The sequence below is a fragment of the Serratia sp. AXJ-M genome (assembly GCF_046531865.1).
GTDB lineage: Bacteria > Pseudomonadota > Gammaproteobacteria > Enterobacterales > Enterobacteriaceae > Serratia > Serratia liquefaciens.
The window spans coordinates 4,511,895-4,524,288 of sequence record NZ_CP059394.1 but is presented as its reverse complement, the minus strand read 5'-3'; the positions used below and the strand labels follow the sequence as shown (position 1 = coordinate 4,524,288).

Below are 12,394 nucleotides of genomic sequence, written 5' to 3'. Positions count from 1 at the left end.
CCCTGATTGGTTTGATATGATCGCACGCTGAATTATTCCTCAATTTTGATCGGTAACGGGTGGAGGCACAGCGTGAAAACGGCTGGCAAGAATTTAAATCAAGGATCGTTCGGTCAGGGCCGGGCGCAATGGGGCCAGGCGTTCGGCCGTGGTCTGTTAGCTTCAATGGTATTGGTGGCAGGTCTGGCCGGCAGTGCTCATGCGGCACCGGCGACTAATCCGGCCGTTACCGAAAGCGTGGCTCCGGCTGCCAGCGCGCCTGCCGCGGCAGCGCCTGAAACCCTCACTCCGGTCAACCCGCAACCGACCATCCAGCCGCCGGAAACCCGCGGTATGGACCTGTCCGTCTGGGGTATGTACCAGCATGCGGACATCGTGGTGAAAATCGTGATGATCGGCCTGGTGCTGGCGTCTATCGTCACCTGGACCATCCTGTTCTCCAAGGGCAGCGAACTGTTCCGCGCCAAGCGCCGTCTGCGCCGCGAACAGCTGGCGTTGGCCAACGTACGCTCGCTGGACGAAGCGTCCGAACTGGCGCAGAGCTTCTCGGAAGAAAGCATCAGCTCCGTGTTGCTGAACGATGCGCAAAACGAACTGGAGCTGTCGGCGGCGTCCAACGACAACAACGGCATCAAGGAACGTACCGGTTTCCGTCTGGAGCGTCGCGTTGCGGGCTACAGCCGTAACATGGGACGCGGCAATGGCTTCCTGGCGACCATCGGTGCCATTTCGCCGTTTGTCGGTCTGTTCGGTACCGTTTGGGGCATCATGAACAGCTTTATCGGCATCGCCCACTCACAAACCACCAACCTGGCCGTGGTTGCGCCCGGCATCGCAGAAGCGCTGCTGGCTACCGCGCTGGGCCTGGTCGCCGCTATTCCTGCGGTGGTGATTTATAACATCTTTGCCCGTGTGATCAGTGGTCACCGCGCTCAGGTTGGCGACGTAGCGGCACAGGTTCTGCTGTTGCTGGGCCGTGATTTGGATCTGGCCGCCACGGCGGAAGCCAAACGCTCACAGCATTCACACCAACTGCGGGTGGGGTGAGTTATGGCGATGCGCTTAAATGAAGATCTGGACGACAGCGGCGAACTGCATGAAATCAACGTGACGCCGTTTATCGACGTCATGCTGGTGCTGTTGATCATCTTTATGGTGGCCGCGCCGCTGGCAACGGTAGATATCCGTGTCGATCTCCCGGCGTCCTCCGCCAAACCTCAGCCGCGTCCGGAAAAACCGGTGTTCCTGTCGGTGAAAGCGGACAAACAGCTCTATGTTGGTGAGCAGGCGGTCAGTGCAGATCAACTGACGTCGGTGCTGGATCAACGGACGCAGGCGAACAAAGAGACCACCATCTTCTTCCAGGCGGATAAGAGTGTGGACTACGAAACGCTGATGAGCGTAATGGATACGCTGCGTAAAGCCGGCTACCTGAAAGTGGGGCTGGTGGGGATGGAAGGCACCGCCAAGTAGCGGGCTGGCATCACCCAGGATTAGAAGGGCGCTCAGGCGCCCTTTTTTATTGACTGAATTTCGTACAGGGGCTTGACGCATTGCCGACAAATGAAAATACTAATAGATAGTAATTAACACTACTTTCCGGAGTCGGCCATGCCAACTAGCATTGCTTTAAGCCCTCATTTTGAAAAGTTCGTTCATGAGCAAATTGACAGCGGACGTTACGGCAACGTCAGCGAAGTGATACGGGCAGGGCTGCGTCTGCTTGAAGAACATGAGCGCGCGATGAAAATTGAAGAGTTGCAGGTGGCCATTGTACAGGGAGTTGAAAGTGGTGAGGGAGTCCCGGCGGATGAGGCGTTTGCGCGCTTGCGGGCTAAATACCAACGGATGGTGGATAACGGAAGTGACTGATTAGGCTAACAATATCGCCGGCAGCGATATATGACATTGAAAGTATTGGCGATCATATTACACAGGATAACCCGGCCCGGGCGCTGAGTTTTATTTCTGAACTGTATAACCAATGCCAGCGAATCGGCGAGTCGCCGGAAACCTACCAATAGCGACCTGAGCTTGGCCGGGACGTCAGGATCAGCGCCTACGGCAAATACCTAATCGTTTTCACAGCGATACAACGTAATGTCAGGATCGAGCGAGTACTTCACGGTGCGAGAAATATTTTGCGTCTGCTGGCTCATCGCTAGGCCATCAAGGCCGCTCAAACGAACCGCGGCCCTGGCGTTGTTTAGCGTTTTTAACCGCGAGCGTGCGCTGCAGCACGGGCGATTTGCTCATCGGTAGGACGTACGCCGGTGTAGAGGACAAACTGTTCCAGCGCCTGCAACGCAATCACTTCTGCCCCGGTAATCACCTGTTTGCCGTGCTCACGCCCGTAACGGACCAGCGGGGTTTCCGCAGGCAGCGCCACCACGTCGAAGACGATTTTCGCCGCATCGACAGTCGCGGGCGCGAAAGCCAATTGCTCCGCTTCTGCACCGCCGGCCATGCCGATTGGCGTTACGTTGATCACCATATCCACTTTTAGCTCATCGACTTGCGCCTGCCACTGATAGCCGTATGCACTTGCCAGAGCCTGTCCGGCCTGCGGGTTACGGGCGATGATATGGCCATTTTTAAAACCGGCGTCACGCAGTGCCGCGGTCACCGCTTTTGCCATACCGCCGCTGCCGCGCAGGGCAAAGGCGGTTTCTGTCGGGATTTGGTACTGGGCCAGCAATTTGGCGATGGCGATATAATCCGTGTTATAGGCCCGCAAAAAACCGGCGTCATTGACGATGGTATTGACCGATTCAATCGCCGTTGCGGAAGCGTCCAGCTCATCGAGGAAAGGGATGCAGCTCTCTTTGAACGGCATGGAAACCGCGCAACCACGGATGCCCAAAGCCCGTACGCCGCCCACTGCTGCCTGGATATCCTGGGTAGTGAACGCCTTGTAGATAAAGTTCAGATCCAGTTCCTGATACAGATAGTTATGAAAGCGAGTACCGAAGTTGCCAGGGCGACCGGCCAGCGACATGCACAGCTGGGTATCTTTGTTAATCTCACGGCTCATGCTGAGCTCCTTAAGCGGAAAAAGAAAAACCTCAAGTCAGGGCTGGCCGAGCAGCGCCTTCGAACCGGCGTGGCGCCAGTGGATATTGCCTGGCAGGTAAAGCGCGTTCTGTTCCAGGGGCCGCTCGTCAATCAGCGCGCTGACCATGTCGAAACTGTGTTGCGCCAGAGCACGACAGTCTTGGGCCACGGTGTCGATTTTCAGCGTCAGGCCATCGAACAGGTAGTGATCGTCGAAACTGCACAAATGCAGGTCGCTCTCCATCAACTGGTGCTGATTCAGGTAGCGCAACACCCCTTCCAGCAGACCACAGGCGGCGGTAAATAACGCTTTTGGCGGACGGCCCAACTGTGCGCACAGCTGGGCGAACATCTCGTAGCCGGAGCTGGGGTGATAATTGCCGTTGATGATCCATTCCGGTTTACACACCACGCCGGCGCGCTCAAGGCCGAGCTGAAAACCGGCCAATCGATCGCGGGTTGGCGAGATGCGCGGTTGCCCGCCAAGGAAATAGAACTCGTCAGGATGCTGGCGCGCGACGTTCTCCACCAGCGTAGCGGTCGAGGTCAGCGAGTCGGTGATCACCAGCGGCAGTTCGGAGCCGGTAATCAAGCGGTCCATCTGCACTACCGGCAAGCTGGCGTTAATCTTTTGGTATTCCGCATCGTTGAGCTGGCTGGAGGCGACAATCAGGCCGTCGACCTGACGCTGCACCAGGCTGTTCACCGCCATCATTTCCTGCGCCGGGTTTTCGTCGGTACAGGCGATCAGCAACTGCAAACCGGCCTCGCGGCACAGGGTTTCCAGCTCGCGTGAAATCACCGCAAAACCGTAGTTGGTCATTTCCGGCACCACCAGCCCCAGGGTATGGCTACGGGAGGAACGCAGCGAACGGGCATGGAAGCTGGGCTGGTAATGGTGCTCGCCGGCCAGCGCCAGGATGCGATCGCGGGTATCGTCGGACACCCGATACTCCTTGCTGCGGCCATTAAGCACCAGGCTGGCGGTCGATTTCGACACGCCGGCCAGTGCGGCAATATCACTGATGGTTATGCGTTTATTTTTTTTCACTGACGGCATCTGAATTCATCGAAGGATGCGTCATTCTAGCATGCATGGCGTCAGCGACCAGTGCTCGAGCGCCAGCTGCGCTTTACCGCTCAGGTGCAGTAAGGGTTGTGGGCCGGGGAAGTAGCGCGAACTCATGGTCGCTTCGCCGTGATTGATAAAAATCTCCACGCTCGAACGGTCGAACAATATCTGCAGCTGAGTCAGCTCACCGCGCCAGTAACGGTGTTCCGGCTGCCCGCTGCGCAGGTTGTTGCGCGTCAGCCGCAGCACGGTGCCATCCCAATTCAGGGCCATCGCCCCGCCAAAGTCGGCGTTGAACGCGCCGTTTGGCGCCAGCAGCAGTTCCGCGCTGTCGACAGGCCAGCAGGGCGCGTCGTCGGCGGTGCCCTGCCATTGGCGGTTTTCGCCCCTCAGCTGTTGCAGTTCACGTGCCGGACGTTGGCAGAGTCTGCCGTTATGCAACGACAGCTCCCGTGGGCAGGTCAGAATATGGATCCAGCCATACTGCAGGGTCGGGTGGCAATCCTCGTCTTGCTCCGGCACGCCCATCCAGCCAACCAGTAGCCGGCGACCGTCTTCGGTCAGGGTGGTCTGCGGCGCGTAGAATTCAAACCCGGCATCCAGTTCGTGGAAATCCTGATGGTCGAAAGTGGCCTGTCGATAGTCCAGCCTGCCGGTGAAATACCCCGCCTGGTAAACATTGAGATAGCGTTCGGCCTCCGCCGCCAGGCCTTGCGGACAGCAGATAAGCACCTCGGCACCGTCCAGCGTAAACAGATCCGGGCATTCCCACATATAGCCGAAGTCACCGATGCCGTTCAGCTGTGAGCCGGCGATTTCACCCAGCAACTGCCAGTTGCGCAGCTCGGCGGAACGCAGCAGTAAAACCTTACCGCGATCCTGCAGGTCACGGGCGCCGAGCACCATGTACCAGTTGTCCTGATGGCGCCAGACCTTCGGATCGCGCACGTGGCCGCTATAACCCGGCGGCAGCGGCAATACAGGCCCGAGCTTGTCATAACCGCCGTGAGCATTTTCCTGCGCCAGGCATTGATAGGCGGTGCGCGAGCCGTCGGGATATTTTACGTTGCCGGTGTAGGCCAGCATGATTTTGCCGTCTGCCACTACCGCCGAGCCGGAATAACAGCCATGGCTGTCGTAGCAGGCTCCCGGCACCAGCGCCACCGGCTGGTGCTGCCAGTGGACCAGATCCGTCGACTGCCAGTGACCCCAGCATTTGTTGCGGTGATCGCAGCCCAGCGGGTTCCACTGATAGAACAGGTGGTAAACCCCGTTATGCTGAATAAAGCCGTTGGGATCGTTGAGCAGCCCGACGCTGGGGGCCAGGTGCCACGCCGGTCGGTGCGGATCGCGCAGCGCCTTGGGCATGCCGCTCATCATCGCCTGAACGGCCTGTTTCATCAGGTTTAGTTCTTCCATCATTCACTGTCCGTTTTGTATTTCAGCAACAACGAGAGGGTAAAGGCGCTACCAAAGGCGATCACCAGACCAATGATATAACTCACCAGCGAACTGGCCTGCACGATTGCCATTCCCGGAATGGCCGTGAGCCCGACGGCGTTCATGCCGACATGATTGGCCACCACCCAGGCTCCACCGAGCGCACCACCCGCCAGAGCCGCCAAAAACGGTTTCACAAAGCGCAGGTTGATGCCGAAAAGCGCCGCTTCGGTAATGCCAAGCATGGCGGAAAAGGCCGAAGGTACCGCAATGGCTTTGATTTTTGCGTCACGGGTTTTGAAATACACCGCCAGACAGGCGCCACCCTGGGCGATGTTGGCCATTGACCAGATCGGCAGCAGGAAGTTAACGCCGATATTCGGGTTACCGAGCAGTCCGGCTTCGACGGCGTGGAAGCTGTGGTGAATGCCGGTGATCACGATAGCGGAATAGAGGCCGCCGAACAGCAAGCCGGCAAACCAACCGGCGTGGGTAATCAACGTGCTGAGGACAAAGGAGATGCCGTCACCCAGTGCGCGCCCGGCGGGGCCGATAAACAGCATGGCGACGAAACCGGAGATCACCACCGTCAGGAACGGCGTCAGGATCAAATCCAGCGCGTTGGGGATCACCTTACGCAGCTGTTTTTCCAGTACGCTCATAAACCACACCGTCAGCAGCACCGGGAATACCGTGCCCTGATAGCCGATCATGGCGATCTCCAGCCCGAAGAAATCCATGGTATGGAAACCACCGGCCACGCCCCAGGCGTTGGTCAGCGCCGGATGCGTCAGAATGCCGCCGAGCGTGGCACCCAGATAGGGGTTACCGCCGAACTCGCGCGCCGCGGTGAAACCGATCAGGATCGGTAAAATGATGAACGCCGCCGAACTGAACATGTCCAGCATCACGAACAGGGCGCTGTTGGCATCGGCCCAGCCGTAGGTTTTCACCATGCCGAGCAGGCCCATCAGCAGGCCGGAGGCGACGATGGCCGGAATGATCGGCACGAAGATATTCGACAGCAGGCGGGCGATACGTTGCAGCGGATTAAGCTTTTTAGCGGCTATGTCGGCGGCTTCCGATTTACTGGATTCGCTGACGCCGGCCGCTTTGATAAATTCCGCGTGCACCTTGTTGACCAGCCCGGTACCGAAAATCACCTGGATCTGCCCGGCGTTGCTAAAGCAGCCTTTCACCCCGTCCAGCTTGCCGATCGCCACTTTGTCTACCTTGCTGTCATCCACCAGCACCAGACGCAGGCGCGTGGCGCAGTGGGCGGCACTGGCGATATTTTCTTTACCGCCGAGCAGCGGCAATAGCGCGTTGGCGGTTGCGGTTATGTCCATGTTCACTCCCTTCATAAATAAAAATGCCGCCGCGGTTTTTCGCGGCGGAAATCAGTTCATCCGCGTCAGAAGAAGTACTTGAATCTGGCACGTACGCCATAGCGCTGATCGTTATTGGCGTTGGCTATCTTGTTCTCGGCATTGGCCTCCAGCATCGAAACGTAGGCGCCGAGATACAAATTGAAATTCTTCATATTCATGATGTTAGGTATCTGATACGAAGTATGGATTGTGTGGATGTCATACTTGCCCGGTTCGCTGAGCGGGTTGCTGATATCGGCCGTCATTCCGGCAGTGTTAAACTCTTTGATGTTGTTGTGAGCATAGATATAACCCACTTCAAAGCGGCGCCACAGCACGTTGACCCCGGCGGTAAAGTCCTGCTCGCCGGAGGCGTCAAGATAGGCAGTGCTCAGGTTGGCGACCACGCCGTTGTCCGGATGAGTGGCAGTGTTATTCCAACTGAGGGTCATGCCATAGCCGTTGCGCTTGGATTGGTCGACGAATTGTCCCTGACCGTCATGGTAGCCATAGGCGTTGTTGACCACGTTGCTTTCCATCGCCACCGCCGCGCTGAGCCGATCTTTTTTCCAGGCGATCACCGGCCGCAGGTAGGCGACATTCTTTTTGTTATCCAGGCTGTTGCCGTGATAGGCGTCGTCCTGAAACAGCGAGGTACCATCTTCGACCAGCGTATTCAGCTCGAAGTAGAAGTCGCCGGCGTACTTGCTCAGCATCAGGTTACCGCCGCTGCTGCTACGACCGCGGCCTTCTTTCATCATGTAGATATAACCGAAGCCATCAGCATACAAATCGTTGGCGGTATTGCCGGAATACTGGATGAAGGTGTCCTGATTGAGCGGGAACATGTCGTAGGCTTCAAAGCGACCAATCTTGGTTTGCCAGTTCTTTTCGTTACCGAAGAAGAAGGCGGCATCGTCGAGGTTCATTTTGCCGGTCATGTCTGCCAGCGGTTGCACGCTGAAACCAGAAAAGTTGCCATCCGGGTTGCGGCGATAACCGTCCACGCCGACCAGTATGCGACCGTTGATATCCCACTTTTCTTTGTTACCGGGCTTCCAGTCCTTGTTGTCGCTGCCTTTCAACGACGTCAACTGGCCGCTGCGGCTGGCGCCGTCAAGGTTGAATTCGACGTCGCCGTACAGCTTGAGATCGGTTAAGCCGGTGAGCTTCAGGTTGCTGGCCGGTGCGGCGTGGGTTTCCAGCGTCGCGGTACGCTGCGCCACTTGTACGGTTTGCCGCTCGGTGTTGGCGGTACGCTGCTCCAACTGCTGAGCCTTGCGCTCCGCCGCCGTGGCGCGCGTTTCTGCCTGGCTCGCCCGTTGTTCGGCCTGCTGCAGCCGCTGTTCCAACGCATTGAGGCGCGCTTCGATGCTGTCGTTGGCGCCTGCCGCTGCGGCAGAGGTAGAGATGAGAAGCCCTGTAGTGATGGCCAGATAGCTAAGTTTTTTCATGATTTTCTATCATCCGGGAAGGTTGTTATTATTTTTTGCTAAATTGCTAAACCGGTTTTTCAGGATGAAAGATAGTGAGTTGCTGTGCGGCTGGCAATCAAGTTTGCTAACCCGATTCAGCTATTGTGATCGACTCCGCAAATTGTGCCTGAACTGGCAAGGGCGAATGTGGCCCCGATATTGTTTGCTTAATCTCGGGTCTTGTCGGGGCCGGTTTTACTGTGGGCGGCTCAGCGGCGAAGGAAGGCCCGGAGCTCGTCGGCATGCGGCAGCGCGGTCATCGCACCTTTGGCGGTAGTCGCCAATGCGCCGCAGGCCTGAGCCTGAGCGATCACCGCCGGCCATTGTTCCTCCTGCGGCAAAGCGCCGATCTGCGCCAGCGCCGCCAGCAGGCCGGCAACAAAAGCGTCGCCTGCACCGGTAGTATCGACAGGGGTGATTGTGGGGGCACGGAAATGCCGGATCTGCTTGCCGTCGTGTACGCATACGCCGTTGCCGCCCAGCGTCACCAGCAATAAACGCAGCGGGTAGCGTTGCATCATCCAGTCAATGGCACTCTCCAACTCACCGATATTGCTGATAAAACTCAGCTCTTCCAGCGAGATTTTCACCACGTCTGCCAGCAGCAGGGCCTTTTGCAAACAGGTGCGCAGCGCATCCGGTTGACGCCAGACCTCTTCACGAATGTTCGGGTCAAAGCTGACCCAGCCGCCGGCCGCCTTGATGTTCTCCATGGCGGCAAACGTGGTGCTGCGGCTGGGCTCCTGCGACAAGGCAATAGAGCAGACGTGCAGCCATTCATCGGCGTTGAATTCAGGCAGATCTTCAGGCTGCAGGAACAGGTCGGCACTGGGATTGACCATGAAAGTGAAGGAGCGCTCGCCCGACAAATCAAGGTCCACCACCACGGTGGAGGTGTGGTGACCGGGGTCCTGGAACATATGGCCAATATCCACCTGTTCTTCGCTCAGTACCTGTTGCAAGAAGGTGCCGAAACTGTCTTGGCCAACCCGGCCGATAAAGGCGCTGTCGCCGCCCAGGCGGGCAATGCCAACCGCCACATTGGCAGGCGCACCACCGGGACACTTAAGGTAACTGTTTGAGTTTTCAGGCACCAGGTCGACGACTGCATCACCCAGAACCCATACGCGATTAACCATGTTCAACCTCTGTTTTCACCCGTGTCAGATGGCGAGCTAAAATAGAAGAACCGGTTTAGCATTGCAACGAAAGAATCTGTCGCACCAGGCGAAAGGCAGCAGACTGCGAGGTGGCTATGACTTGATGGCGGAATAAGTTATATCGATTGTGAATAAGTAACGCATTGACAAATATAATTAAAAAATAGCATGGCAATTAATCGCGAATTTGATTTCTGGTGGGAGCTAATAAAGTGGTTAATCGTATTTTAAATAGGAAATTTCTTAAAGATTGTAACCTGTTTAGCGTTAATGACTCGGTGATGAATAATTGCATTGTTTAGATGCAATTATTCATGAATATGAATGTCGATTAAAATTGATCTATAAATATAGTGATTAAAAACAATTTGTTAGTTGTTATTTTTGGCTTGGCTTAACAGCACCGGCATTAGCATTGCAGATCCTTCTTATTAAGCATTTTGTTACCCAGCGCCCATTACCGAGCAAAATTAAGTTGATCGTGAGCTATTCGTGCGCATAATGTTTGCGTTTATTTACAATTCTTATCTTTTATTTGTCTTTCGACAGGGAAAAAGTAATGCGCCACTCCGCTTACTCTTCGCTCGGCCTTGCTGTGCGCAAGGGCTGTATTCCATTTGGCTCCGTTGTCTTGCCGCTATTTATATTCAGCCAACCGTTGCTGGCGGCAACATCAAACAGCGAACAGCTGATCATACAGCAGCAGCGGCAAAAGGCGCTGGAGCAACAGCTGACCCCTCCGACGCCGGATGTGCGCTTGTCGCCACCTTCATCCAGTTTTGGACGTATTGCTTTCCCGCAGGAAAAACCCTGCTTCCCAATCGATCAGGTCGAATTGAGTGGCCAGGACAAACTCCCTCATTGGCTGCCGTTACAGCGCATCGCTAATCAGGCGCAGGGGCGCTGCCTGGGCGGGCAGGGCATTAACCTGTTGATGAGTACCCTGCAAAACCGGCTGGTGGATCACGGCTACATCACTACGCGCGTGCTGGCGCCGACGCAGGATCTGAAAAGCGGCAAGCTGCGGCTGGTGGTGGTGCCGGGTTACGTGCGGCAGGTGAAACTGACGCCTGACAGCGGCCATTACATTCAGCCTTACAGCAGCTTCCCGGCCCATGCGGGCAACCTGCTGGACCTGCGCGATATCGAACAGGGGCTGGAGAACCTGCAGCGCCTGCCGACGGTGCAGGCCAATATGGAAATCATCCCCGGCGAACAGCCCGGCGAAAGTGACATCGCCCTGAGCTGGAAGCAGGAACGCATGTGGCGTATTGGCGCCTCGCTGGATGATTCCGGCACCAAGAGTACCGGGCGCTATCAGGGTGGTTTAACGCTGTCGCTGGATAACCCGTTTTCGCTCAGCGATCTGTTCTATATCTCCGGCTCTACCGATCTGCAAAACCAGGGCGGCAAGGGATCGAAGAACATCACCGGGCACTATTCGGTACCGTTCGGTTACTGGATGGCCGGGGTTACCGCCAACAGCTATGACTACCACCAGACCATTGCCGGTCAGAATCAGGATTACCGCTACAGCGGCAAAAGCAAGAATCTGGATTTCCAACTCAGCCGGGTGCTGCACCGCAACGGCAGCCAGAAAACTACGCTGACCTATGACGTGCTGGCGCGCGAGTCCAGTAACTACATCAACGATACCGAAGTGGAAGTGCAGCGCCGACGCACCTCGGGCTGGCGCCTGGGGCTGCAGCACCGCCACTACATTCAACAAGCTACGCTGGACGCGGGTGTCAGTTATCAGCGCGGTACCCGTTGGTTCGGCGCATTGCCTGCGCCGGAAGAGACCTTTGGCGAGGCCACGGCGCTCAGCAAAATTGTGCAGCTTAACGCCCAGCTCGACGTGCCATTTAGCCTGTTCAGCCAGAATTTCCGCTACAACGTGCAATACCAGCGTCAGATCAGCGATACGCCGCTGACGCCGCAGGATCAGTTCGCTATCGGCAACCGTTGGACGGTGCGCGGCTTTGATGGCGAACGCACCCTGAACGCCAATCACGGCTGGTTCGTCCGTAACGATCTGGCCTGGCGCACACCGTTGCAGGGGCAAGAGTTGTACCTCGGCGCCGACTACGGCGAAGTGGGCGGTTACGGTTCCGACTATCTGGTTGGGCAGCACCTGGCCGGTGGCGTGGTGGGGCTGCGCGGCTACGCCTTCAAGGTCGGTTACGATCTGTTCGCCGGCGTGCCGTTCTCCAAACCCGAGGGGTTCAGCACCAGCCCGGTCACCCTGGGCTTTAACCTGAGCTGGAACTACTGAGGGCACGACCATGCGCATAGGCGAATACGATATCAGGGCGCCGTTGATCCTCGGCGGCGAAGACAGTGAGGCAGAAGCCTTTGGCGCGGCGGTATGGCTGTGGATGCATTCACCGATGCACCGCGACGCCCCGCTGCACACCCTGCCGACCCTGCTGCTGCCGATCATCAAGCGACAGCAATATGTGCTGGCGTCGCACCAGAATCAGCCGGTGTTTTTCCTCAGTTGGGCCTGGATGAATCAAGAGGCCGAGGCGCGGTATTTGACGCAGCCTGCGGTGAATATGCTGGAAAGTGACTGGAACAGTGGCGATCGTCTGTGGTTCTGCGACTGGATAGCGCCCTTTGGGCACACGCGAGAAATGCGCAATCTGATCGCTCGGGAAATCTTCCCGCACCTGTGCATGCGGGCGCTGTATCACCGCGGAGAGCAGCGCGGAAAGCGCGTGGTGAACTTTAAAGGCGCGCAGGTTAGCCATCAACAGGCGCAGCAATGGTGGGCGAGCCACCCGTTAGCCGTCGAGCCGTCAGAAATCCAATAAGGACATT

General features: G+C 57.1%; 11 protein-coding genes and 1 pseudogene. 6 read left to right on the top strand and 6 right to left on the bottom strand.

Going from position 1 to position 12,394, the window contains the following annotated elements; all coding sequences use genetic code 11:
* The first annotated feature begins 72 nt into the window (after positions 1 to 72).
* The 4 genes and pseudogenes from exbB (at position 73) to H0S68_RS21110 (ending at position 2,165) form a co-directional block, all read left to right on the top strand.
* Positions 73 to 1,047, top strand: coding sequence for a tol-pal system-associated acyl-CoA thioesterase (exbB, locus tag H0S68_RS21125; protein ID WP_122080240.1), 975 nt, complete (start codon positions 73 to 75; stop codon positions 1,045 to 1,047).
* 3 nt (positions 1,048 to 1,050) lie between these two features.
* Positions 1,051 to 1,473: a TonB system transport protein ExbD gene (gene exbD / locus H0S68_RS21120; protein WP_020828649.1), complete on the top strand. Its 423-nt coding sequence runs from the start codon at positions 1,051 to 1,053 to the stop codon at positions 1,471 to 1,473.
* A 138-nt stretch (positions 1,474 to 1,611) separates the two neighbouring features.
* On the top strand, positions 1,612 to 1,872 hold the full coding sequence (locus tag H0S68_RS21115) for a type II toxin-antitoxin system ParD family antitoxin (RefSeq protein ID WP_046372621.1): 261 nt from the start codon (positions 1,612 to 1,614) through the stop codon (positions 1,870 to 1,872).
* Positions 1,872 to 2,165, top strand: a pseudogene (locus H0S68_RS21110) (type II toxin-antitoxin system RelE/ParE family toxin). Before H0S68_RS21115 ends, H0S68_RS21110 begins: the two are co-directional and overlap by 1 nt.
* A gap of 50 nt (positions 2,166 to 2,215) precedes the next feature.
* On the opposite strand, the gene H0S68_RS21105 reads toward H0S68_RS21110, so the two are convergent.
* From H0S68_RS21105 to H0S68_RS21080, 6 genes are all read right to left on the bottom strand, one after another.
* Positions 2,216 to 3,034 (bottom strand): shikimate 5-dehydrogenase, encoded by an 819-nt coding sequence (locus tag H0S68_RS21105; RefSeq protein ID WP_020828646.1) that lies wholly within the window; start codon positions 3,032 to 3,034, stop codon positions 2,216 to 2,218.
* 36 nt (positions 3,035 to 3,070) lie between these two features.
* Positions 3,071 to 4,114, bottom strand: a complete 1,044-nt coding sequence (locus H0S68_RS21100) for a LacI family DNA-binding transcriptional regulator (protein ID WP_122080237.1) — start codon at positions 4,112 to 4,114, stop codon at positions 3,071 to 3,073.
* Between the two features lie 21 nt (positions 4,115 to 4,135).
* Positions 4,136 to 5,545 carry a sucrose-6-phosphate hydrolase gene (locus tag H0S68_RS21095; RefSeq protein ID WP_201896435.1) on the bottom strand — a complete coding sequence of 470 codons (1,410 nt, stop codon included), beginning with the start codon at positions 5,543 to 5,545 and terminating at the stop codon, positions 4,136 to 4,138.
* On the bottom strand, positions 5,545 to 6,915 hold the full coding sequence (locus tag H0S68_RS21090) for a sucrose-specific PTS transporter subunit IIBC (protein WP_020828643.1): 1,371 nt from the start codon (positions 6,913 to 6,915) through the stop codon (positions 5,545 to 5,547). The genes H0S68_RS21095 and H0S68_RS21090 overlap by 1 nt, the downstream gene beginning before the upstream one ends.
* Positions 6,916 to 6,980: 65 nt before the next feature.
* The gene (locus tag H0S68_RS21085; protein ID WP_128864568.1) at positions 6,981 to 8,390 is read right to left on the bottom strand and encodes a carbohydrate porin; all 1,410 of its coding nucleotides are present in this window, start codon (positions 8,388 to 8,390) and stop codon (positions 6,981 to 6,983) included.
* A gap of 230 nt (positions 8,391 to 8,620) precedes the next feature.
* Positions 8,621 to 9,550: an aminoimidazole riboside kinase gene (locus H0S68_RS21080; protein WP_046372624.1), complete on the bottom strand. Its 930-nt coding sequence runs from the start codon at positions 9,548 to 9,550 to the stop codon at positions 8,621 to 8,623.
* Positions 9,551 to 10,130: 580 nt separating this feature from the next.
* Here H0S68_RS21080 and H0S68_RS21075 point away from each other — a divergent pair.
* Positions 10,131 to 11,846: a ShlB/FhaC/HecB family hemolysin secretion/activation protein gene (locus H0S68_RS21075; RefSeq protein WP_046372625.1), complete on the top strand. Its 1,716-nt coding sequence runs from the start codon at positions 10,131 to 10,133 to the stop codon at positions 11,844 to 11,846.
* 10 nt (positions 11,847 to 11,856) lie between these two features.
* Positions 11,857 to 12,387 (top strand): toxin-activating lysine-acyltransferase, encoded by a 531-nt coding sequence (locus H0S68_RS21070; RefSeq protein WP_020828639.1) that lies wholly within the window; start codon positions 11,857 to 11,859, stop codon positions 12,385 to 12,387.
* The last annotated feature ends 7 nt before the right edge of the window (positions 12,388 to 12,394 follow it).